The sequence below is a fragment of the Streptomyces sp. NPDC001070 genome (assembly GCF_053598835.1).
This window is the reverse complement of record NZ_JBSFLB010000040.1, coordinates 24,165-47,173: the sequence shown is the minus strand read 5'-3', so window position 1 is coordinate 47,173 and position 23,009 is coordinate 24,165. Positions and strand designations below refer to the sequence as shown.

The following is a 23,009-nucleotide window of genomic DNA, read 5'->3' as shown; positions in this document are numbered from 1 at the left end:
CGTCACACGGCATAGTAGGGGTCCCACCCGCCACAGCCCTCGGCGCGGCGGCACGTCCGGGCGGGGGGCGCCACAACAAAGCAGAGACATACGGGGAGTTGACGCAGGAATGGCGACACGTAGGGATGAGCTGAACGCCTACTCGTTCGCGCGCAAGCGCACGGTGGCCGCGTTTCTCCAGCCGTCCCCGCACGGTTCCGAGGAAGCCGCCCCGCGTCCGCTGAAGACCGTCGCCCCGAGTCTCGTCGTGGGCCTGCTGGTCGTCGTCGGCTTCGGCTTCTGGGGCATATTGAAGCCCTCCGCGCCCCAGGGCTGGGACACTCCCGCCCAGAAGGTCATCGTCGGCGACGAGTCCACCACCCGTTACGTCGTCCTGAAGACCAACGGCGAGCCGCAGCTGCACCCGGTGCTCAACCTCGCCTCCGCCCGACTGCTCCTGGATCCGGAGAAGTTCGAGGTCATCAAGGTCAAGGAATCGGTGCTGGACAACAGCGGCATGACGCTCGGCACCACCATCGGCATCCCCTACGCCCCCGACCGGCTGCCCGGTGAGAGCGACGCCGGCAAGGCGAAGACCTGGGCGCTGTGCGAGACCCCGGGTGGCGGCACGGATCAGTCGGCGCAGCGCGCGGTCTTCGTCATCAACCAGCAGAAGCCCAAGGAGGCGGCGCTCGTCGGGGGCGCGAACCGGCTCCGCGACGACGAGGCCATGTACATCGAGGTGCCGGGCGGTGCCCAGTACCTGGTGACCGACAAGGGCTTCACCTATCTGCTCGGCGGGCCCGACTGGAAGCAGCAGCCCGGGCTGGTCAACACGCTGCGCCAGGTCATCTTCGGCGCCTCCGCCCAGCCGCAGAAGGTCGACGCCGACTTCCTCTCGACGCTGAACAACGTGCCGGGCGCGGCCATCACCTTCCCGCCGGTCGACGGGATGGGCGAGACCTCCGCGGCACCGGGCCTGAGCCCCGAGCACGCGAAGGTCGGCCTGGTCCTGCGGGCCAACAACGACCAGTACGTGGTGGAGAGGGACCGGGTCGTCCGCGTCACCGGCTTCATGGCGAGGCTGCTGCTGAACAGCCCCCAGGCGCAGTCCCTTTACGACGGATCACCGGAACCGGTCTCCGTCAACGTGGGCGAAGTCACCTCGGCGCAGGCCAGCGAGACATTCATGGACGATCTGGGCTGGCCCGAGAAGGCGGTCAAGCAGGCCAACACCCAGGACGACAAGGACGGCCGGCGGGTCGCCTGCAGCGTGTACAGCGGCGGGGACGACAAGCTCACCAAGAAGCCGGCGATGACCATGTGGGCCGGTAAGAAGTTCCCCCGGGACGTGGCGCAGAGCGGTACGAACACCTACGTCTCGCCCGGTAGCGGCCTGTTCTACAAGGCGTACGACGGTACCGACAAGCGCATCGGGTCCATCTTCCTGGTCACCGACACCGGCCTGCGCTACTCGGTGCCGACGACCGGCGACAGCGACAGCGGTGGCGCCGCCAAGCAGGACGACGCGGTGGGCGTCGTGCAGACCAAGCTGGGTTACGCGAAGAACTCCCCGGTGCCGGTGCCGCGGATCTGGTCGGACCTGCTCGCCAACGGACCGACGCTCGACGTCGACGCGGCGAAGCAGGCGCAGGGGTCCTGAACTGGCTTTCCGGGGACCTCCACGGGAATTGTTTGAGAATTTGACAAACCATTGGCCATATCATCAACGCCCTTGGCAACGTGAGGGTTTGGTGATGAAGGTCAGGATCCCGATACGGAACCGGGTACCTGTTCGCCTTGTCACCGCTATTGGCTAGAGTTGAAGACCGACAACATCTTCCGATGTGCGTCGAATCCGATCTTCTACGTCTCATGGGGGACGCCACACATGGCTGGACAGCAGTTCACCATGACCGAGGAGGAGATGGTTGCATTCAGCAACCGCATCTCCACGGTCAACTCCTCGATCCAGGGCGAGATCCGCCGCCTCCAGACCGTGATCGACACGATCACCTCCGGCTGGAAGGGCTCCGCCGCCACGGCGTACAACAACCTGCAGACGCAGGTGAACGAGGACGCCAACAAGATCAACCAGATCCTGGGCGACATCAAGGAAGCCGTCGACGCGAGCACCAAGAACTACTCCGCCTCCGAGGAGGAGCAGCGCGCGTCCATCCAGAGCATCTCGGCCCAGGGTGGCAACCCGTTCGGATGACCGGCCCCGCGCGGTGATCTGACGCCGCGTCCGCCGGATGACCCGTCCGAGTCCAACATCTGAGGAGACATCACATGTCCGGGCAGATCCTGGTCAATTTCCAGACCATCTCCCAGGCCGCGAGCGACGTCCGTACGACGGCCAACAACATCAAGCGCCAGCTGGACGACCTCGAGGCCGGCGTGAAGAAGATCGCCACCACCTGGGAGGGCTCCGCGCAGGAGGCCTACCGCGCCAAGCAGACCGAGTGGGACCAGCGCGCCGCGTCCATGCACCAGACGCTGGAGGCCATCGCCCGTGCCCTCGACACGGCCGCGCAGAACTACCAGGCCACCGAGAGCAAGAACAAGCAGATCTGGGGCTGATTGCGCGCCTGGCCGCGTAATTCGTGATGAGGGCGGGCGTGTACGGGAGACGTACGTGCTCGCCCTCGTCGGCGGTTTGCCACGAACCGCACACAACGGGAGGACGGAACACCAGTGGGATCGCACGCCGTGAGGCGCACCGCCGCAATCGCCGCAGCCGCGGCGCTCGCCGCCTTCGGCCTGCCGGCCTCCGGTATCGCCCCGGCGCCGGCCGTCGGTGACGTACGCACGGTCCTCGCCGACGACGGCGACACCGGGCGTTTCCAGATCGACGACACCCAGTGCTCCTTCCCGTCCGACGTGATCAAGGGGACGCCCTGGTCGTTGCAGCGCATCGTGCTCGACCAGTTGTGGAAGGACACCCAGGGGCTCGGAGTCCTCGTCGCCGTCATCGACACCGGCGTCGACCGCAACAACAAGCAGCTCGCCCAGGCCATCAAGGGCCCGATCTCCTCCGGCGCCGACAAGTTCCCCGGCGGCACGGACTTCATCGAGAAGGGCAAGGTCAAGGGCGACGGCACCAAGGACCCGGTGGGCCACGGCACCAAGGTGGCCGGCATCATCGCCGCCCGCCCCTCCAAGGACACGGGCTTCGTCGGTATCGCCCCCCGCGCGTCGATCCTCGCCATCCGGCAGAACGACAACCAGGGCGGCGGCACCGTGAAGACGATGATCGAGGCGATCGAGTACGCGGCCGACGCGGGCGCCAAGGTCATCAACATCTCGCAGGACACCGCCACGCCGATGCCGCCCAACTCGGAGCTGGAGCGGGCCGTCAAGTACGCCCAGAAGCGCGGCGCGCTGATCGTCGCCTCCGCAGGCAACGACGGCGCCGACGGCCAGGTCAAGCGGACCTATCCCGCCTCCTACGACGGCGTCCTGGCGGTCGGTGCCTCCGACCGCGACAACGCCCGCGCCAACTTCTCCCAGCCCGGCCCCTTCGTCGGCGTCGCCGCCCCCGGCGTCGACATGGTCTCCACCGTCCCGTACGGCGGGCACTGCATCGATCAGGGCACCAGCTTCTCCGCGCCGTACGTCTCCGGCGTCGCCGCCCTCATCCGGGCCAAGCACCCGGACTGGAGCTACCGCCAGGTCATCACCCAGATCGAGCAGACCGCCGACCGCGGCAAGCCGGGCCGCGACATCTTCGTCGGCTGGGGCGTCATCGACCCCGTGGCCGCCGTCAACGACGACGCCACCGCCCCGAAGGACGCCCCCACGCCGGACCCCGTCGCCGACACCGGCGGCCGCGAGAAGATCGAGGCGGCGACCGTCATCCTCGGCGAGAGCCCCCAGGAACGCACCGAGCGCTACGCCGTCTACGCGGTGGGCGGCGCGGTCGGCGGCGTCGCGCTGCTGGTGGGCGGCGGCGTGGTGCTGGGCGACTGGCGTCGCAAGCGAGGGATCAACACATGAGTAGGAACGGGGAAGCGACACGATGAGTGACCAGTACAAGGTCGATCTGAGTGAGCTTGAGGACACGATCACCAAGCTCAACGGCGTCATCAGCCAGCTGGGTGTGGCCAATGTCTGCGCCAAGAACGACACCTATCTGCCGCCCGGCGCACTCGGCGCCGGATTCGAAGAGGCCGACAAACTGGCCCGTGCGCACGAGGACATGAAGACGCACATCGAGGCGGTCGTCACCTACATCCACCGTGTCATGAACGACTTCGGCGACAAGACGAAGAAGGTGCACGGCCACTATTCGGACGCCGAATACGACGCGCAGGGCGGCATGTCCGGCTCCGGGCAGGGCTGAGCGGGCCATGCGCGGAGCAAGGGCCACAGTGAGGGCAGTGAAGAACGTCGTGCCGGTCGCCAAGGGGGTAACGCACAATGACTGACACCGAGGGGACGTACTACGAGTACAACGCCCCGACCCAGTGCTACGCCGGTGAGCACAGCACGAACTTCGCCGGCGCCAAGGACATGGACCAGATGAAGGCCATGCTCGCCAACGCCGACCACGTGGAGGTCGAGTCCTGCGCCAAGGGGTGGCTGCAGGTGCACGACCAGCTCGTGGTGGGGACCGGCAGCGCCAAGGCGGTCTTCGACGCCGCGGTCGAGCACATCACCCAGCACTGGGAGGGCGGGGCCGCCGACGGCTTCGCCGCCCAGGCAAAGATCATCACCAAGATGATCACCGACTGCTCCACGTACGCCAAGTACACCTCGCAGGCGATGACCAACGCGGCCTCCATCCTGAAGACGATCAAGCCGCAGGTCGACGCGATGGAGAAGCCCGGGACGCTGTCCAGTTGGGGCGACGCCCTCGGCGACGGGTTCGACCGCAGCGACGAGAAGCTGCACGCGGACCTCAACAGCGGCATGGACACGCAGTCCGCGCTGGACCGCAACCGCGGCTCGCTGTCGGCGGGCAAGGAAGCGCAGCTCGAGATGGCTGTGAAGATGGAGCAGCTCGGCGCGGGGTACAACGCGCAGTCGATGACGATGGGGTCGTGGACGAAGAAGCCGGCCCCTCGGGGACACGTGGACGAGAACGACGACTACCCGGGCGACCCGGGCGGCGTCGCCCCCGTGCCCATGCCGATTCCGGCAGAGGTCGGCAGCCCTCAACCGGGCAGCTCGAGCCGCGGGGCGACGGGGGGCACCACGGGCCCCGTCACGCCGAGCCGTGAGGTGAAGTCGCCCCGCGAATCGGGCATCTCCGGCGGGGTACAGAAGCCCACGGGGGGCGGCAAGCCGCAGATCGGCACGGCCATCGACGGCATCGCCGGTGGTACGTCCGGCGCGGGCGGCTACGGCGGCGGCACGTCCGGCATCGGCGGCGGCGTCGGCGGGGCCGGCGGCGTCGGGGCCGGTGGCACCGCCGGTGTCGGTGGCGGCGCCAGTGTCCCGGGTGCCCTGGGCGGCCTCACCGGACGCGGTGGCATGGCGGGCGGCAGCGGCGCGGGCGGTGCCGGTCGCGCCGGTGCCGCGGGCCGTGGCGGCATGCCCGGTGCCGGCGGAATGGGCGCCGGAGCGGGTGGCAAGGGCGGTGCCGGCGCCGGTCGCGGGGCGAGTCTCGCGCGTCGCGGTGGAGGCGTCGTCGGCGCCGCCAAGGGCACCGGATCGGGCACGCGCGGTACGCCGGGCGGCTCGGGCCTGCACAGGAGCCGCGGTGCCGCGGGCGCCGGAGGCGGCGGCAACACCGGCAAGGGCTCGAACCGCATGATGGGCCGCGGCCAGTCCGATCGCACGGAAGAGGAAGAGCGGCGCGACGGCGAGCGTCCCGACTACCTGGTCGAGGACGAGGAGACCTGGACCCCCGAGCGCAACAACGCCCCTCGAGTCATCGAGTAGCCGACCGGTACGCGACAGCATGTAGAACAGTGTGGGGGCGCGGCCGGCGAAGCCGCAGCCCCCACACTGCCTGGGAGAGGACTTGGGATGGCCTTCACACGGACGCTGCGCTCAGTGGGCGGCGTTGTTCTCGCGGGTGCGCTGATCTTCGCCGCTGCACCGGTTGCCTCAGCGGATCAGACAAGAGAAGACCAGTGGCCGCTGAAGGCATTCGACGCCGATTCCATCTGGAAGATCTCAAAGGGCAAAGGCGTCACCGTTGCTGTCATCGACGCCGGGGTCAACGCCAGTCACATAGACCTCAAGGGGAATGTGATCAAGGGCAAGGACTTCATCGACGGGGGGTCCACCTCTCCAGAAGCCGACGATGACCACGGCACTGCGATGGCCTCCGTCATTGCAGCTCATGGTCATGGTCCGGGTGCATCCGACGGTGTCATGGGACTCGCTCCCCAAGCCAAGATTCTCGATATTCGTGATGACGGTCAGGATGCCGACGGCTTTGCGTCGTCGATCCGATACGCTGTGGACCACGGCGCCTCTGTGATCAATATCTCGTCCGAAGGCCCCTCTCCGCGTGATGCCGAAGCAGACGCCGTCGCCTATGCGCTGAAGAAAGACGTCTTGGTAGTCGCCGGTTCGGGTAACGATGCCACGACGGCGGGTTATCCGGCGAGTTACCCCGGTGCGGTGGCCGTGGGCGGCGTCAAGAACAATGGGGAGATCTGGGAGAACTCCAACTATGGGCCCCAGGTTCTACTTTCTGCTCCCGCGACGTTCATCGTCGGCGCCGGCGGGAAAGACAATGCGGCGTACAGGTCGGGCACCGGCACGTCCGACTCCACGGCCTTCGTCTCCGCCGCGGCCGCGCTCCTGCGGGCGAAGTTCCCGGACCTGACCGCCGGTCAGATCGTCAACCGGCTGACCAAGTCCGCCGGTCTGCCGCCGTCCGAGAAGGGCCTGGCCCTCCCGGACAAGCGCTACGGCTACGGCTTCATCCAGCCCCTCGCCGCCCTCACCCGGGACATCCCGGCCGGGTCGACGTACGGGCCGCTCGCCGTGCCGGAGTCGCTGAAGACCGGGCAGAGCGGTGACGGCACGGGCGCGACGGACACCCCCTCGTCCTCCGCGCCGAACGTCACGGGGGGCGGCATGAGCGACGAGGAGCAGGCGGCCGCCGACCGCAAGCAGGTCATCGCGCTCAGCGTGATCGGCCTGGTGGGGCTGCTGGTGCTCGCCCTGATCGTCTTCGTGATCGTCAAGATCGCCCGCCGTAACAAGGGCGGCAACGGCGGCGGACCGGGCGGCCCCGGGGGCCCCGCCGGCCCCGGTGGGCCGGGCGGTTACGGGGCCGGGCATCCGCAGTACGGCCGGCAGCCCGCGTACGGTCCGCCGCAGCAGCAGTACCCGCAGGGCGGCAACCCGTACCAGCAGCCCCAGACGCCGGGGCAGTGGTCGAACCAGTAGTGCGGACCTGAGGGCGATCTCTCCCGTCGCGGCGGAGTCCTCGCCGGGGTCGGTCTCGTCGGGCTCGTCGTCGTCTCCCAGGTGGGTGCGGCGTACCCGGGGGCGGGGCGGCAACCCGTACCAGCCGTCCGGGGCGGTGGCCGGCCCAGGCGCCCCGGACGCGTAGACGTCCCGTCCCGGCGTGACGCGGGGCACGCAGACCGGGGGCGGCGGAGCAACCCGCGGAAATCCGTTCCCACCTGCGCGGTCGTCACGGCACATCCATGACACACACGAAAAGTTGAGGTCAATTCATGGGGGATCACTTCAAGACGGACATCGACCAACTGGGCCGGTTCGTCGCCGCGCTGCAGCAGTCCGTAACGGATCTGAAGGAGGCGCGCGAAGCGCTGGCGCACGTGCGCGCCGATCAGGTGGGGACGGCACGCCTGGACGAGGCGTGCGACGTCTTCCAGGGACGCTGGAAGTACGGGACCGAGCAGCTCAGCGAGATGATCGGAACCATCGGCGAGGGAGTGAAGGCGAACAAGCTGAGCTACGAGGAGCTTGAGGACAACCTGGAACAGGCCCTCAAGAAGATTGCGGCCCAGACGGCCCCGGCCGGCGGTGGCGGTGGGATCTGATGGCTGCGAACCCCTATCCGCACCTCGGCTGGAACCCGGTGCCCGGCATCCCCGACGAGGTCTCCGCCCTGCAACTGAAGGTGAGGGCGGCGGCCACCGCGCTGAACGACTCGCACCGGCAGATCGAGCGACTGCTCGGAGAGAGCGACCACTGGGAGGGGGACGCGGCGGACGCCTTCCGCGACGCCCTCGACGGGGACCTTCCGCTGTACATGAAGAACGCCGCCCATTCGCTGGAGAAGGCGGCCGTCTGGCTGGAGACCTGGCAGGGCGACCTGACGTCGTACCGCGACCTCGCGAGGAAGTACGACGACGCGGCGGGGGAGAAGAAGGCCGCGGCCGACCAGGCGAGGAAGCGGTACGACGAGGCCGCCGCCGACCCGGACCTGAAGCTCGCGGGACAGCAGTTCCCCAGCCAGGAGGAGGCCGATGCCGCGACTGCGCGGCTGCGCGCGGCCGAGCGGTCGCTGAACGAAGCGACGACCCACCTGAACAAGGCCAATGCCGCGTACGACGACGTCATCGCCAAGGCGCAGGAGTTGGAGAGGGAGCACGGCGGCCGGGCGGACGTCATCGCCGGAAAGCTCGACGAGGCGGACGACAAACTGGCTCCGAAGGAGCCGGGCTGGTTCGACAAGACCCTCGACGCCATCGGTGAGGGCCTCAAGGCGGCGGGCGAGTTCCTCTTGGAGCACGCCGGGACGATCGGGGCCATCGCCGGCCTGCTGGCGCTGTTCCCCACCCCGCTGGCTCCGCTCTTCGCGGGGATCGCGATCGTCGCCAGCGCGGCCTCGCTGGGCAAGAACCTGTCGAGCGAGGACTTCCGGGATTCGCTGTGGGGCGAGCACGGGTGGAAGGAGGGGGTGACGGCCTGGGCCTCCGTCGCCGGTGACACCCTCGGCATGGTGCCCGGAGTGGGTGTCCTCGCCCGGGCGGGCAGCGAGGCGGGCCTCGCCGCGGCGGTCGCCCGGGAGGGCGGGGAGGCACTGTCGCTGGGGGCGAAGGCGAGCGCCTTCACCAGCGAGATCATGCCGGCCTTCACGTTCAAGGCGCTCGACGCCGCCACCAGCGCCAAGACGCTCGACTACGCGCTGAACGGCATCAACGTGGCCGCCAACGCCGCTTCGTCGATGGAAAGCCTCGGGGTGTTCCCTGACGACGGCCCGGGCCACGATGCCTCCGAGGCCACCAAGGCCGTGGCGGCGGGGGCCGGGGCGAAGGCCGTGGCCGGCGATCTCGTGACCGATCTCGGCGAACTCATCAGCGGGATTCGACTGTGAACCAGACCCTTGACGACCAGATCACCGAAGCCGCGCCCGCGTTCTGGTACGGGCTGCCGCACGGATACCGTCCGCTGGACATCCGGCCGTCTCCCGACGGCCTCGCGGAGGCGGCGCGACGGATCCGTGAGCTTCCCGCCGAGTACCGCGACCGAGCCGATCAGGTCTTCCGTCTGTACGCGGCCGTCGCGTTGATGCTGCAGCGGCAGCGAGTGCAAGGATGGGCCATGGGGCTGCACCCGGATCACCGGGGCGACCCGTCGCTGTCCGTGCTCACCGTCTCCAGCGTTCCGATGCCGGGAACGAATCCCAAGCGGGTTCTGGCCATGATGCTGGGCACCGGGGCGGGGAACGGCATCGGCGAGGGCGTCCGTGCGGTCGAACTCCCGGCCGGCTCCGGCTTCCTGACCGAGTCGGTGCGCAGGACGACCGCACCGGGCCGTCCGCCGGAGGGCGAGGCAGGACCCCGGCAGGGAACCGTCTGGCAGGGGACGGTGGCCATACCGGACGTACGATCGTCGTCCGTCATCGCCGTCCAGCTGGTCACCGCGTCGGTGGATCTCGCCGACGACTACCGGCGTGTGCTCCTCGGCACCGCGGGCACGGTCTCCTTCACTGACCCGGCCGCGTCGGACGGGCGCGGTTCCGAACCGCCTGCAGACCCCGCTGCGGACGCGCGCAGCCCCTTCGGATGAGTGCGGAGAGAAGGCAATGGACAAGGTTTCCCCAGTGACCGGCGCGGCCGGCGGGACGGACGTCAGGGAGATCGTGCGACGTCAGCGCACGACCGCACTGAAGCGCTTCGCCAAGTGGTTCGCGATTTTCGCACCTTTGTGGCTGCAGATCTTCTTCACCAGGACCGGCTATCTGCTGCCGGTCGCCATCCTCGGATTCCTCGGCCTCGCGATCACGCTGCTGCTCGCCTGGGCGCGCCTTTCCCTGCTGCGGAAGTGCTCGAGGACCTTCCGGGAGTACCCCCTCGAGTTCCGGGCTCCGGTGGAGAAGACCCACTTGCAGGGGCCGTCGACGCTTTTCGTCCGGATGGGCGGAAGGGGCGAGGGCCTGTCTCCCACGATGAAGACGGGCCAGGCCGTGGCGCGCCCCGGGTGGCCGGAAGGCATCGAGGACGGCGTGTGGTTCGCGGGCGACGACCTCTTCGGCGGCGCGGCCGTCGTGCCGGCCTCGGGGACGCTGCTCTTCATGCAGCCCCGGGACTGGGACGGCCTGGCGCCCGAACGCCGGGCTGCCGGGGCGGAGCGCATCGCCCGGGCGGGTCGGGCGGGCATCAAGAGGCGGGCGTCGAACCGTTAGCGGCGGGACCCGCCCGTACCCGGAGGCGGATCCCGTCAACTCCGGCACCTACCGGTACGTCGGGCTTCCGCCCCTGTCCTTCTCCGTCACCGACTCGGCCCCCAGGGCCGTCATGTGAGCCTCGCCGGGCCGCCGCACCCGTGCCGGGCGGCCGACTGCTCTGCGAAGCGGCGCAGATCGGCCCGCTCGGTCGCGGTGAGCGGCTTCGAGGTGAAGTCGCGGTTGCTCCCCTCGACCGCCGACGCGTGGTAGTAGCCGATGCCCAGGGCGCCCTGGCAGGTGGCCGAGGTCCACACCGACGTACCGTCGGCGCCCGAGGGTTTGTCGTGCCCGCCGTACCTGCCGTTCGCGACGGCCTCGGAGTTGTCGTTGAAGGGGCCGTACGCGGCGGCCAGTTGCAGGTGCCCGGCGAGCACGCACTCCTCGACCGGCGAGGTCTGCGCGGGAGTCTCGCGTACCTCGGCCGCGGAGGTCAGCCCCTTGCAGGTCCCCTTGGCCTCGGCGGCCGGCACCGTCGTCGCGGACGCCGCCGGGGCCGTGAGCCTGTTCGCGTCCCCCGGGCGCGTCGAGCATCCGGTCCTGTCCGCCGCGCGCCGTGCCGTCGCCGTGACGGTGCGGGCGAGGGCGAGGCGCACGTCCTCGGTCACCTCGGTGCCCGACGGGGACTGGCCCGCCACGAGAATCCCGCTGCCCTTGTCCGGCGCCCAGTTCTCGCAGCCGAGCAGCACGGATGCGGTGGCGTCGTCCTCCTCGGTGACCATGAAGCCCTGCCAGCCCGCGTCCAGGGGCACGGGCAGGGACTCCTGGTCGCGCTGGAAGGTGTAGGCGCCGTAGGCGTTGTGTGCGCCGGCCGTCGTCTCGATGGATATCGCGACGCCGCCGACGTCGCACCGCACCGCGAGCCCGGCGGGCTCCTTCACGTCGTCGGACACGTCGAACTGCCGGCTGTCGGCGTCGAAGCCCCCGCCGAACAGGCTCAGCCGGGACTTACCGGTGAGCTCCAGCACGGAGTCGACCGGCAGCATCCCGCCGCACGCCCTGCCCGCCTCGGCTGCGGGATACTGCAACTGGAACCCGTAGTACCCCGCGCCGAGCGCCGCGAGCACCACCGCCGACACGATCAGCCGACGCCTGCCGTTCTTCCGGAGCCACATCCGGTCTTCCCTCTTCATGTGCCGCAATCCCTGTGTCCGCGATGTCCGGGCGATCCTGCATGCATGGCCGGGGGCGGCCGCCGGCCGCCCCCGGGCTCCGTCGGTCAGCCCTGTCCCGTTCCCCTCTTGTCCTGGCCGTAGCCGTCCAGGTTGCTGTCGGCGGAGTGGAATCCGACCTCGACCTCGTTGGCCAGGATGTTCTGGTAGTCGGCGACCTGCCCCTGCCCCTGGGCCTCCGCCGAGTTCCGGTAGGCGTCCTGGAGGACGGCCGCGGTGGAGTACTTGGCGTCCTCCCAGTCCGCGCCGCTGGAGTACACCGCGTTGCCCATGGTGTCCCGCTCGCTGCCGCTGACGATCTGGTTGATGAGGTCCCCGGTGACCGTGGTCGCGACGCCGCCGACGCCCGCGCCGACGGCCGGTGTGGCGATGAAGGACGTGCCGACGCCGATGCCGGTGCCCACGATCCCCGACGCGTAGCCGCCCGCGCGCCCCATGGCGTCGTTGTACGCCTTGTCGGCCTCCACCGCGTCGCCGATGTCCGACTCCCGCCTGCCGATCGCGATGCTCCCCTGCACTTCGCCGGACGACCTGGCGATCTCCCTCAGCGCGGTGTCCGTGGATCCGGCGAAGGCGTCGGGGTGCTGCAGGTGGTAGTCGATGAGGTTGGAGGTGTACGCGCTCTCGGCGACGTTGATCGCCGCGTAGCCGTCCGGGTCCTTGCCGACGGTCATGAGGAAGCGGGAGGTGTCCTGCTCGCTCAGGTTCGCCGAGGTGCCGGCGATCGGATAGAACTGGTCCCTGTTCCCCGAACGGTCGTTCGTCAGGGACTGGTGGATGTCCGGCATGTACTCGCCGGCCATCCGTCCGAGGCTGTCCTGCATGCCGTCATGGGCCAGCTCGGAGTCCTGGGAGACGGAACGGACGACCTCCTGCATGAGCTGGGCCTGCTTGGGGTTGTGCCCGGGCGCGTCCGCCGAGGGCCCGGTGTCGTACGGGTGTCCCGTGGTCGCCGACTCCAGGGCGTGCCCGAGGTTGTTGTAGCCGCTGGGGTTCTTGGAGTCCCCGGTGAACCCGGCGCCCTCGGGCCAGTGGCGGTCCTTCATCAGGTAGTCGAGGTGGTCGACCTTCTCGCCGTTGACCTCCGACTCGGAGGTGAGGAACTCGGTGGACGCCTCCGGGTTGTGGCCCAGGGCGTCCATGAAGCCCGTCATGGGGTCGAGCGCGCCGATGTTCGTGGGCCCCAGGGAACGCGTCATGTTGCCGGTCCAGTAGGCGTCCGGGTTCTGGCCCCCGTTGGCGCCGTTCCTGTCGGCGGTGATCAGGTCGTCGCCGTACTCCTGGAGGAAGTCCTTGTCCCACTTGCCGTGGCTCATCAGGCTGCTGGTGAGCTGGTAGCCGCTGAGGCCGTACGGGGTCTCGGTGGGGTTGGCGTTGAAGTCGCGCCGGCCCGCCTCGAGCAGGTCGTTCTGGAACTTGGTGATGGCCGGGTCGGGGTGTGCCGCGCGGTCGTCGGACGTGGTGGCCGTCCCCATGGTGGTGCCCAGGTTCTTCTGGATGTCCTTGAGCCGGGCCAGTTCGCTCTTGGACAGCTGCGTCCCCGCGGGCGGGGTGACCAGCTGGTTGTACTTGTCCAGCATGTTCTCGGCGCCGGTCTTGACCGCGAACTGCCGGGAGAACTCGGGGTCGTTCTTGTTCGCCGCGAGCAGTTGGTCGAGCTTGGTGATCTCGGCGTCGGTCAGCCGCCCCTTCTTCTTCATCAGCGCGGACGCCTGGTCGGCCTCGACGGCGTCCAGGGTGGTGTAGACGCTGGTGTTGAACGACCCGCTGTCGCCGTTCGCGTCGCGCTCGAGGGCCGCGCTCGCCGCCTCGTCGGCGGCGGTGGCCTGTTCGAGGACGTGCTTCAGCCGGGACGAGAGCGAGTCCAGCTTCTCCTTGCGCTCCGCGGCGAAGCCGGGGGAGGCGGAGGCGGTCGGGCTGTTCCACCGGGTGTCGACGTCCTTGATCGCGCCGTCCTCGGAGACGTGGAAGCTGTCGTTGCGGGCCTCGTCCAGGAGGGCGTGCAGCTGCTTCTGGTACGTGGCGAACTCGGTGTGGGCGTCGCGCAGCAGCTTGGCCGTACGGCCGGCCTCGGTGGCGGCGTTCTGGTACTCCGTGCGGGCCCTGTCCATGGTGGCGAAGGCCGACGTCGCGGCGTCGCCCTCCCAGTGGCCCTTGAGGTGGTTGATGACGCGCTGCTCGAACTCGCGCTGGAGGGCCTCGTACTTCGCGGGCAGCGCGCCCCAGGAGGCGGCCGCGTCGGCGAGCGGGCCGAGGTCGGCCTTGTCGAGGTAGGGGATGGACACCATGCGTGGGTCAGCTCCTGTCCCGTCCCCGTGGACGGGTGTCGGTTCCGGTCGGGCCTTGTGATCTCTCCCGGGCGTCCCGGGTCCCCGGCTCAGCCGAAGGGGGTGTGGATCGAGGCCTGCCGGGCCTGCTCCTCCTGCTCGGCGCGGGTGTAGTGGCCCGAGCTGGTGTGGAGCTTGTCGCTGATGTCCTGGAGCATGCGCTTGAGGTTGAGGACCTGGTCGCCCCAGCGGACGTCCATGCTCATGAGGGAGCCCGCGGTGGCCCAGGAACCACCCTCGGCCGGGCCGGGGGCGGTGTGCTTGTTGAGGCCCATGACGGAGCCGACGGTGTCCTCGTCGGCCTTGTTGTCGACGTTCTCGGTGTCACCGCGCAGTTCGACCAGGGCGTTGGCGGCCTCGTCCAGACGCTGTGTGTCGACCTTGGTCGTCCCGGCCGAAGTCCCGCCGCCGCCCGGATCGGCGGGCACGGAGTTCAACCGCATCCGTGTGCCTCCGCCGCCCTGTGACCCGTCGAAGGGAGTGCTCATCCCTGTGTCCCATCCCCGTTGACAACAATCCCGGCATGCCGGTCCGTCCCTGACGTGCGGAGTCGTGTGCTCCACCCGGACGGCCCGGCGGCGCTTGCCTTTCGGGGCGCCGCTCCATCACTTAAGCGAGGACATGCCAATCCCGCCCGAAGATACCGGATCTTGCCGCTCGCCCGGCGCGCCGTCTCGTCACACCCACGGCATCCTCACAGATCCGGATCCGGGCGGCACCCCTCGTGCGTCGCCCGGCGGGGCGCGCCCGGGCGGCGACGGGGCCGGACGACGCGTACACGACGCTGACGGGAAGCCGCAAGGGCGGCAGGACCTGGGAGGTCGCGGCGGCCGGCGCCTTCGCGGAGAAGGCCGGCGACCTGCCGAAGTACGCGGGCGACAGCCGGGACGCCCTGCGGGAGGCGGCGAGCCGGCTGTCGTCGTGGCGTTCGAAGCCGGCCGAGTGCCAGCAGAAGGCGCGGGAGTACGAGGCGGAGGCCAAGGCCGCCAAGGCGGGGGAGAAGGCCGGGCAGGGAGCCTGCGACCGCGCGACGTCCGCCTGCAACCAGGCCGCCGCCGACCCGGCGCTGCGTCTTGCGGGTCAGTACTGCGCGACGCAGGGCGAACTCGCCGACGCACAGGCTGGTCGGCCGAGACGAAGGGCACCGGGCGGGACCGGTGGAGCCCCGGCGGCCTGCGGCTGTCCAAGACGGTCCGCCCCGCGGGGTGAGCGTGCGCCCGTTCTCCGTACGGCCCCGTCGGAGAGCGGGCGCAGGCAAGCGGCGTACCGTGCCTCAGCCCGGCAGATAGCCCACCAGCAGCTCCGCGAGCCCGACCGGGTTGGCGAGCGCCACCAGGTGCCCGCCCGGCAGGACGTCCGCCTCGGCGCCGAGCCGTTCCCGTGCGACGCGCTGCTGGAAGCCGGCGGGGAACAGCCGGTCGTCGCGCCCCACGACGACCCGCGTGGCGACGTCCGGCCAGGCGGGCAGGGGGAAGGGGATGCCGAACGGGGTGTCGGACTGACGGTGCTCCTGGCCGAGCGCCTCGTCGACCACGGGCCGCGGCAGGTCGTGGAAGAAGGTGACCAGGGGATCGAACTCCCCGTCCACCGGGCGCCCCTCGGCGAGGTCGAGGGCGCGTCGGGCCTCGGTCTGCCCCGTGGCGGCCCACCAGTCGCCCGCGGTCTCGCCGGGGGCCGGGAACATTGCGTTGACCAGGACGAGCAGTGCGACCCGGTCCTTCAGCCGGTCGCAGGCGAGCGGAGCGCTGAAGCCGGCCATCGACTGGGCGACCAGCACCAGGGGCGCGCGGTCGCCGGCGGCGGCCACGACCGCGTCCGCGTACTCCTCGAGCCCCGCGGAGTCGTCCGCGGTGGGGAGGTCCACCGCGACCGCGTCGTGGCCGCGGCGGCGCAGTTCGGGCACGAGGAGGTGCCAGTACCAGGTGCCGCCGCCCGCTCCGGGGATCAGGACGAAGGTCGTCGCCGTCACGATCGCCGGCCCTCCCCGTCAGGCCTTCGCCAGGACGGAGGCGAAGCTGTCGAGGATGTGGTTCGCTCCGGCCTCGGCCTCGGCGCAGTGCTCCTCCGGGACGCCGGGCTGGTGGTAGACGACCTCGGTCTTGTCGCCCCGGTCGGTGAAGCAGGCGTCCATGACGATCTCGGGCGCGCCGGGTACGTCCATCGTCCACACCAGCCGCTCGTGCTCCACCACCTCGCGGTAGACGCCGCTGAGCGGCATCTCGCCCTGCGGGGTGGTGACCGTGGCGCGCCAGGCACCGCCGGGGCGGACGTCGCTGGCGACGGTGGGCAGTGGGGCGCCGAACCACTGGGCGAAGTACTCCGCCTCGGTCCACACCTTCCAGACCTTGGCGAGCGGGGCGTCGAAGATCCGGGTGATGGTGATGTCGTTCATGGTGCTGCCCTTTCCGGGTGGAGCCGTGCCACTGCGGAACGGCTTCGGGGAATGAGACCGGGCGGGCCGGCGAAACTCATCGGTGGCGTTGTCGGACCCGTGTGGTGTGATCGGTGGGAGCGACGAGGGGAGCAGGCGATGGCCGCGCAGGTGAGGATCGAACCGTGGGCGGAGGGCGACCTCGCCCTGCTGCGCCGGGCGAACGCGCCCGAGATGATGCGGCATCTGGGCGGCCCGGAGACGGAGGAGCAGCTGCTGGTCAGACACGAGCGGTATCTGGCGAGCGGCGGCGAGGGCGGCGGCGGGATGTTCAGCATCGTCCTGCTGCCCGAGGGGGTCCCGGCGGGCAGCACCGGCTACTGGGAGAAGGCCTGGCGGGGCGGCACGGTGTACGAGACCGGCTGGGGCGTCCTGCCCGAGTTCCAGGGGCGCGGCGTCGCCGTGGCCGCCGGGGAGGCCGTCATCGCCCGCGCGGCGGCCGAGAAGGGCCCGCGCTTCCTGCACGCCTTCCCCAAGGTCGACAACCTCCCCTCGAACGCGATCTGCCGCAAACTCGGCTTCACACTGGTGGAGGAGTGCGACTTCGAGTACCCGCCCGGACATCCCATCCGCTGCAACGACTGGCGGCTCGAGCTGTACGCCCCGTGAGGCCGGCCGCGGTCACCACGAAGGTCACCACAGGTCGCCGTCGCGCCAGTCGCAGGTGAGCGTGCCGTACGCGTCGAGCGGGGCGGGGACGAGCACTGCTGCCACAATCGAACCGTGCTGAACCTCGGGACGATCGTGCTCGGTGTCGCGGACGTGCGGCGTGCGGCCGCCTTCTGGGGCGCCGCCCTCGGCTATGTGCCCCGCGACGGGCAGGTGGCGGACGACTGGGCCGTGCTGGTGCCCGCCGGGGGCGCGGCCGGCCCGGGGATCGCCCTCGGCCTGAGCGGGACCCCGGTGCAGGAGCGTCCCCGGGTCCACCTCGACCTGTACGCGGACGACGCCGCCGACCAGGCGGCCCAGGTGGAGCGGCTCGTCGCCCTCGGGGCCCGGCGGGTCGACTGGGACCTCTACCCGGAGGATCCCGACTTCGTCGTCCTGGCCGACACCGAGGGCAACCGCTTCTGCGTCATCGACAAGAGCTTCGGCTGACCGCCGCACGCGTCACAGCGGCTCGGGCCCGACCTGCGGCGGGTCCACGAAGTAGCTGTCGTGGCGCAGCAGGAACTCCCGGAACTCCTCGCCGCCGCGCAGCGCCATCTCACCGGCCTTCTCGAAGTACTCCTCCCGGGGCGCGCCGGGCGCGAAGAGCAGCAGCATCGACGCCGGCTCGTCGGTGTCGTTCTGGAAGGCGTGCAGCCCTCCGGCGGGCACGTGGAGGAAGTCGCCCGGGCGGGCGGTGATCCACCGCTCGCCGTCGAAGAGCTGCACCGCCCCGGAGAGGACGAAGAAGGACTCCGAGATCGACCGGTGGAAGTGGGTGCTGGGGCCTGGGGAGCCCGGTCTCATGTCGATCCGGTAGAGACCGAACTCGCCGCTCGTCGAGGCGTGCGTGGCGAGGTAGTGGGTGCGGTTGCCCGAGGGCGCGATCAGCTCGGGGGAGGTGTCGGCGGAGCGGAACAGCGCGCTGATCTCACCCTGTTCTCCGAGGTAGCGGGGCTCCGGGTAGGACATGATCGGTCGTCGCCTCCTTCGGCATCGGTCAGACAGACCGTGCCACATCAGATCGACGAACACGGATCAGCGCTCCGGGAAGGACGGCCGAAAGGTTGACGAAGCGTGTCCGTGGCCGGCCCGGCCTCCCGACCCTGGTGGCACCATGGCATGCACACTCTTCTCACGACACTCACCACCGGGGGAACGGATCCGATGAGCAAGGAGATCAGCGACGCGGACCTGATGGACGTCGCCGACGACCCGGCGCAGGCCCGCCGGCTGCACAAGGCGCTCAGGACGCTCGCCGACAACCCCAACGCGGACGGCACGCTCAAGGAGATGGCGCGGGAGGTGCTCTCCGGCCGCCTCGGCATGCGCGAGGCCCTGGGTTCCGGCGCCTACCTCGGGGCGATCGGCGACCGCATGGCCGAGCTGAAGCGGGCCGACGAACGGATGACGCCCGAGGAGCGGGCGGCGCAGGAGGAGCGCGCGCGGCGCTGGTTCGAGCAGCAGGCAGCGGAGGAGGAGGCCCGCGAGGACGAGGCGGCCTCGGACGGCTCGCGCCCCGCCGCCGTCCGCCGCGATCCCCGGGACGTCCCGCCCGCGTACCGGCCGCCGGCCCCGCGGGACTGAGCGAGAACGCGCAGCGGGGGCGGGCCGACGGCCCGCCCCCACTGCGCGTGCCCGGCGCGTGCGCGCCGGTGCCGGATCAGCTCTCCGGCAGGAAGCCGGTCTGGATGAGCTGGTTGCCGCGGCGCCGCGTGATGAACTGCGCCCGGCCAGGGGGAAGTTTCGCCGCCTTGACGTTGCCGAAGATCGGACCCTCGCCCGGGTCGCCGGAGAGCAGGACGCCGGTCGCGCCCAATTCCTTGACCCGGGTGAGGAAGGGCTCGAAGGAGGACCGCGAGGCCCCCGAGGTGCTGCGTGACAGGACGATGCGCAGGCCCAGGTCGCGGGCGAACGGCAGGTACTCCATCAGCACCTGCATCGGATTGCCCATCGAGGTCGCGACCAGGTCGTAGTCGTCCACGAAGATCCAGGCGTCCGGCTCGCTGTACCAGCTGCGGTTGCGCAGCTGCTCGGGCGTGACGTCCTGGCCGGGCATCCGGCGGCCCATGGAGCCGGCCAGCGACTCCATGACCTCCTGCAGCTGCGGCCCGGAGGCGCAGTACTTGTACACGTGGCTGTCCGGGACCTGGCCGAGCAGCGCCCGGCGGAAGTCGGAGACCACGAACAGCGCCTTGCCGGGCTCGTAGCGCTCGCTGACCTGCTTGGCGATGAGCCGCAGCAGCGAGGACTTCCCGGACTCGCTCTCGCCGTAGATCACGAACAGCGGGTCGGTCTCGAAGTCCACGAAGACCGGAGACAGGGTGAGCTCGTCGACGCCGATCGCGATGCCGCGGTCGGAGAAGTCGCCGCCCTTGGGCAGCTCGGTCGACGGCAGCATCGTCGGCAGCATCCGCACCTTGGGCGCGGTCGGACCGGACCAGCCCGCGTTGACCGTGGCCACGAACTGCGCCATGCCCTCGGACAGGTCCTCCACGTTCGACGAGGCGTCGACGCGCGGCAGCGCCGCCAGGTAGTCCAGCTTCTCCGGCGAGAGCCCGCGGCCCGGCTTGCCGACCGGTACGTTCTCGGCGCGCCGGCGGTCGAACTCGGACTCCATCGGGTCGCCGAGCCGCAGCTCCAGCCGGCTGAGGATCTGGTCGCGCAGCGCGGGCCGGATCTCGGTGTAGCGGGTGGCGGTGACGACCAGGTGGATGCCGAAGCCCAGACCGCGGGTGGCGATGTCGTTGATGACCGGGTCGAGCTGCTCGTAGTCGGTCTTGAACGTGCCCCAGCCGTCGATGACGAGGAACACGTCGCCCCACGGCTGGTCGGGGAAGTGCCCCGACGCCCGCCGGGAGCGGAAGGTGTTCATGGAGTCGATGACGTTGGCGCGGAAGAACTCCTCGCGGGCGTCCAGGATGCCGTGCACCTCGGCCACCGTACGGCGGACCTTCTCCGCGTCCAGACGCGAGGCGACCCCGCCGACGTGTGCCAGCCCGTCCAGGGCGAGCATGCCGCCACCGCCGAAGTCCAGCGCGTAGAACTGCACTTCCTTCGGGGTGTGGGTGAGCGCGAAGGACGCGATCAGGGTACGGACCAGCGTCGACTTGCCGGACTGCGGGCCGCCGACGATCAGCGCGTGACCGCCGGAGCTCGACAGGTCCGCGTACATGACGTCACGGCGCTGCTCGAAGGGCTTGTCCACCAGGCCCACCGGCACGGTGAGCTTTCCGGTGGCGGTGTAGCCGTCGGCGTGCAGACCGCGCTCGGCGCTCACCGTCAGCGGCGGCAGCACCTGGTCCACGCTGAACGGCTCGTCCAGCGGCGGCAGCCACACCTGATGCGCGGGCGGGCCCTGTCCCTCCAGCCGGCCCACGATGACGTCCAGCACGGTGTCGGCGAGCGCGTCGTCCACCTGCCCCGAGCGCGTCTGCGGCTCCGGCTCGGTGATGATCCGCACGGGGACGGGGGAGGCCGTGAACAGCACGGGGGAGCGGTCGATGCGCGCCCCGCTCGCCGTCCGGGTGCCCGGCGCCCGGTAGGTGCCCGACACGTACGCGGCCTTGAACTGCACCATCGTGTCGGTGCCGTACTTCAGGATGCCCGCGCCGGGGACGTTGGGCAGGTGGTACGCGTCCGGGACGCCGATCGCTGTGCGCGATTCGGCGGCGGAGAAGGTCCGCAGACCGATGCGGTACGACAGGAAGGTGTCCAGGCCGCGCAGCTTGCCCTCCTCCAGGCGCTGCGAGGCCAGCAGCATGTGCACACCCAGCGAACGGCCGATGCGGCCGATCTGGATGAACATCTCGATGAAGTCCGGCTTGGCGGCCAGCAACTCGGAGAACTCGTCGATGATCAGGACGAGTGAGGGCAGCGGGTCGAGCGCCGCGCCCGCCGCGCGCGCCTTCTCGTAGTCGGTGATGTTGGCGTAGTTGCCGGCCTGCCGCAGCAGTTCCTGGCGGCGGGTCAGCTCACCGGTGATGGAGTCGCGCATGCGGTCCACGAGGGTGAGCTCGTCGGCGAGGTTGGTGATGACCGCCGACACGTGCGGCATGGTGCCCATGCCGGTGAAGGTCGCACCGCCCTTGAAGTCCGCGAGGACGAAGTTGAGCGTCTCCGAGGAGTGCGTCACGGCCAGGCCCAGGACGAGCGTGCGCAGCAGCTCGGACTTGCCGGAACCGGTGGCGCCGACACACAGGCCGTGCGGGCCCATGCCCTCCTGCGAGGCCTCCTTGACGTCCAGCATGACCGGCTCGCCGGTCTCGCCCAGGCCGATCGGCACGCGCAGCCGCTCGTGAAGGGTTCGTGGACGCCAGGTCCGCGAGACATCCACGGATGACGCGTCGCCGATGCCCATCAGATCGGTGAAGTCCAGGTTCGCCAGCAGCGGTTCGTCGGCGTCCGCAGCACCCAGCCGCAGCGGCGCGAGCTGCCGCGCCAGCGACTCGGCCTGCACCGGGGAGAGCACGTCAGGGGTGCCCGTGAAGGTGCCGGCCCCGGCCTCCAGGTACAGCTGGTCGGGCCACACCTGGATGGACAGCGAGCCGCGCAGCTCGTCCAGTTCACCCGGGACGACCTCCAGGATCGTGACGCCCTGCAGGCCCTCGGCGGAGGCGATCACCGAGTCCGCGGGCACTCCGCCGCCGTCCAGCACGAGTACCACGTGCGGCTGGTCCAGCACCGGCTGGCCCTCGCGGTTGAAGCGCGGCCGGCCGTCCAGCTCGTCCGCCAGCAGCTCCTCGACCTCGCCGAGGTCGCCGCATATCAGGCGGCGCGATCCCGCGCCGTCGTGCTCCTTGTGCTGCGCGTGCGGCAGCCACTTGGCCCACTCCCACTCCGACTGGGCGCCGGGCGCCGCCACGACGGCGACGACCATGTCCTCCGGGGAGTGCAGGGAGCACAGCTGCCCCACGATGGAGCGGGTCTGCCCGTAGACGGTGTCCGGGTCCCCGGAGATCGTCACGTGGTAGAAGGAGCGCAGCCCCACCGCCAGCGGCAGGTTGTCCAGCGAGCCGTGCGCCGCGATGAACTGCTGCATCGAGTGCGCGGTGAGCGGCTCCAGTTCGTCCACCGGGGCGGTCTCCGGCGCGACCAGCGGCGTCGACAGCTGCTGCGGGCCGAGGCCCACCCGCACCTGCGCGAAGTCCGGGTCGGTGGACCGGCGTTCCCACACCCGCGAGCCCTCGGCGACCAGCGCCCACAGCTGTTCGGGCGCCGGGTGCAGGTAATACTGCGCGTCGCGCTGCCTGCGGGCGGTCTTGCGCACCCCGCGGCGCACCTGCGCCAGGTACTTCAGGTAGTCCCGGCGGGCCTCCGCCATCTGCCCGGACGGCCCCTTGCGGGCACGCACGATCTGGGCCACCACCATCGCCACGGTGGAGCCCATCATGAGCACGCCCATGATCTTCATGAACCCGCCGGACCCCCCGGTGCCCGTGGGCAGGAAGAAGAAGGCCGCCGACGAACCCATGCCCAGCATGGGCAGCAGATTCATCAGCAGGCCCTGGTCCTCGCCGCGCGGCAGTTCGGGCGGGGCTTCGAGCCGTACCTCCTCACTCGGCACCTCCGGCGGGTAAACCCGCGGCGGGCGCTTGATGACGACCACGCTCACCGATGCACCAGTCCTTCACGCGAATCGCAGTTTCGGGCCGCCCCCGTGGCGACGGTCCCCCGTATGACACGTCCCGGTCGCGCTCCGCCCCGCGCGGGGCGGGCATCGGACCACAGGCAGGTGGCGATCCTACTGGGCATGACAGGCGCGGGGCACTGGGACGGGTGAGGGACAAGGGACTTGGGGCACCCGGTAGGGTGACGGATCGCGAAGCGCGGAACGGGGGTCC

Annotated in this window: 21 protein-coding genes; 14 read left to right on the top strand and 7 right to left on the bottom strand. The window is 70.4% G+C overall.

All coding sequences use genetic code 11. The features are described from left to right. Nucleotides 1–109: 109 nt before the first annotated feature. The 11 genes from eccB (at nucleotide 110) to ACWDAS_RS35510 (ending at nucleotide 10,549) form a co-directional block, all read left to right on the top strand. Entirely contained in the window at nucleotides 110–1,642 is a 1,533-nt protein-coding gene (eccB, locus tag ACWDAS_RS35560) for a type VII secretion protein EccB (protein WP_450399104.1), read from the top strand. Between the two features lie 228 nt (nucleotides 1,643–1,870). After that, the gene (locus tag ACWDAS_RS35555) at nucleotides 1,871–2,197 is read left to right on the top strand and encodes a WXG100 family type VII secretion target (protein ID WP_450399102.1); all 327 of its coding nucleotides are present in this window, start codon (nucleotides 1,871–1,873) and stop codon (nucleotides 2,195–2,197) included. Between the two features lie 74 nt (nucleotides 2,198–2,271). After that, entirely contained in the window at nucleotides 2,272–2,562 is a 291-nt protein-coding gene (locus ACWDAS_RS35550; RefSeq protein WP_450399099.1) for a WXG100 family type VII secretion target, read from the top strand. Between the two features lie 129 nt (nucleotides 2,563–2,691). After that, nucleotides 2,692–3,978 carry a type VII secretion-associated serine protease mycosin gene (mycP, locus tag ACWDAS_RS35545; RefSeq protein WP_450399097.1) on the top strand — a complete coding sequence of 429 codons (1,287 nt, stop codon included), beginning with the start codon at nucleotides 2,692–2,694 and terminating at the stop codon, nucleotides 3,976–3,978. 22 nt (nucleotides 3,979–4,000) lie between these two features. After that, nucleotides 4,001–4,324: a hypothetical protein gene (locus ACWDAS_RS35540; protein WP_450399094.1), complete on the top strand. Its 324-nt coding sequence runs from the start codon at nucleotides 4,001–4,003 to the stop codon at nucleotides 4,322–4,324. Nucleotides 4,325–4,401: 77 nt separating this feature from the next. Continuing rightward, nucleotides 4,402–5,868 carry a hypothetical protein gene (locus ACWDAS_RS35535; RefSeq protein ID WP_450399091.1) on the top strand — a complete coding sequence of 489 codons (1,467 nt, stop codon included), beginning with the start codon at nucleotides 4,402–4,404 and terminating at the stop codon, nucleotides 5,866–5,868. An 87-nt stretch (nucleotides 5,869–5,955) separates the two neighbouring features. Then, entirely contained in the window at nucleotides 5,956–7,335 is a 1,380-nt protein-coding gene (locus tag ACWDAS_RS35530; protein ID WP_450399088.1) for a S8 family serine peptidase, read from the top strand. Between the two features lie 293 nt (nucleotides 7,336–7,628). After that, the gene (locus ACWDAS_RS35525) at nucleotides 7,629–7,958 is read left to right on the top strand and encodes a hypothetical protein (RefSeq protein WP_450399086.1); all 330 of its coding nucleotides are present in this window, start codon (nucleotides 7,629–7,631) and stop codon (nucleotides 7,956–7,958) included. Then, nucleotides 7,958–9,238: a putative T7SS-secreted protein gene (locus tag ACWDAS_RS35520; protein WP_450399083.1), complete on the top strand. Its 1,281-nt coding sequence runs from the start codon at nucleotides 7,958–7,960 to the stop codon at nucleotides 9,236–9,238. Before ACWDAS_RS35525 ends, ACWDAS_RS35520 begins: the two co-directional genes overlap by 1 nt. Further along, nucleotides 9,235–9,933 carry a hypothetical protein gene (locus tag ACWDAS_RS35515; protein WP_450399080.1) on the top strand — a complete coding sequence of 233 codons (699 nt, stop codon included), beginning with the start codon at nucleotides 9,235–9,237 and terminating at the stop codon, nucleotides 9,931–9,933. Before ACWDAS_RS35520 ends, ACWDAS_RS35515 begins: the two co-directional genes overlap by 4 nt. Nucleotides 9,934–9,967: 34 nt before the next feature. Next, the gene (locus ACWDAS_RS35510; RefSeq protein ID WP_450399078.1) at nucleotides 9,968–10,549 is read left to right on the top strand and encodes a hypothetical protein; all 582 of its coding nucleotides are present in this window, start codon (nucleotides 9,968–9,970) and stop codon (nucleotides 10,547–10,549) included. 110 nt (nucleotides 10,550–10,659) lie between these two features. On the opposite strand, the gene ACWDAS_RS35505 is transcribed toward ACWDAS_RS35510, so the two are convergent. From ACWDAS_RS35505 to ACWDAS_RS35485, 5 genes are all read right to left on the bottom strand, one after another. Then, nucleotides 10,660–11,721, bottom strand: coding sequence for a hypothetical protein (locus ACWDAS_RS35505; RefSeq protein WP_450399076.1), 1,062 nt, complete (start codon nucleotides 11,719–11,721; stop codon nucleotides 10,660–10,662). Nucleotides 11,722–11,807: 86 nt separating this feature from the next. Continuing rightward, complete coding sequence (locus ACWDAS_RS35500; RefSeq protein WP_450399073.1) at nucleotides 11,808–14,048, bottom strand: DUF6571 family protein; 2,241 nt, start codon at nucleotides 14,046–14,048, stop codon at nucleotides 11,808–11,810. Nucleotides 14,049–14,137: 89 nt separating this feature from the next. Beyond that, on the bottom strand, nucleotides 14,138–14,530 hold the full coding sequence (locus ACWDAS_RS35495) for a hypothetical protein (RefSeq protein WP_450399071.1): 393 nt from the start codon (nucleotides 14,528–14,530) through the stop codon (nucleotides 14,138–14,140). 830 nt (nucleotides 14,531–15,360) lie between these two features. Further along, the gene (locus ACWDAS_RS35490; protein WP_450399068.1) at nucleotides 15,361–16,056 is read right to left on the bottom strand and encodes an alpha/beta fold hydrolase; all 696 of its coding nucleotides are present in this window, start codon (nucleotides 16,054–16,056) and stop codon (nucleotides 15,361–15,363) included. Between the two features lie 18 nt (nucleotides 16,057–16,074). Continuing rightward, on the bottom strand, nucleotides 16,075–16,479 hold the full coding sequence (locus ACWDAS_RS35485; protein WP_450399066.1) for an SRPBCC family protein: 405 nt from the start codon (nucleotides 16,477–16,479) through the stop codon (nucleotides 16,075–16,077). A gap of 138 nt (nucleotides 16,480–16,617) precedes the next feature. Here ACWDAS_RS35485 and ACWDAS_RS35480 point away from each other — a divergent pair, with 138 nt between their 5' ends. Continuing rightward, nucleotides 16,618–17,127, top strand: coding sequence for a GNAT family N-acetyltransferase (locus ACWDAS_RS35480; protein ID WP_450399063.1), 510 nt, complete (start codon nucleotides 16,618–16,620; stop codon nucleotides 17,125–17,127). Nucleotides 17,128–17,241: 114 nt separating this feature from the next. Continuing rightward, nucleotides 17,242–17,616, top strand: a complete 375-nt coding sequence (locus ACWDAS_RS35475; protein ID WP_450399061.1) for a VOC family protein — start codon at nucleotides 17,242–17,244, stop codon at nucleotides 17,614–17,616. A gap of 12 nt (nucleotides 17,617–17,628) precedes the next feature. On the opposite strand, the gene ACWDAS_RS35470 is transcribed toward ACWDAS_RS35475, so the two are convergent. Then, a complete protein-coding gene (locus ACWDAS_RS35470) occupies nucleotides 17,629–18,138 on the bottom strand; it encodes a cupin domain-containing protein (RefSeq protein ID WP_450399059.1) in 510 nt (169 codons plus the stop codon). 195 nt (nucleotides 18,139–18,333) lie between these two features. On the opposite strand from ACWDAS_RS35470, the gene ACWDAS_RS35465 reads away from it, so the two are divergent. Beyond that, a complete protein-coding gene (locus tag ACWDAS_RS35465) occupies nucleotides 18,334–18,753 on the top strand; it encodes a hypothetical protein (RefSeq protein WP_450399056.1) in 420 nt (139 codons plus the stop codon). A 76-nt stretch (nucleotides 18,754–18,829) separates the two neighbouring features. Here ACWDAS_RS35465 and eccCa read toward each other — a convergent pair whose 3' ends face one another. After that, nucleotides 18,830–22,780, bottom strand: a complete 3,951-nt coding sequence (gene eccCa / locus ACWDAS_RS35460) for a type VII secretion protein EccCa (protein WP_450399053.1) — start codon at nucleotides 22,778–22,780, stop codon at nucleotides 18,830–18,832. Nucleotides 22,781–23,009 lie beyond the last annotated feature (229 nt).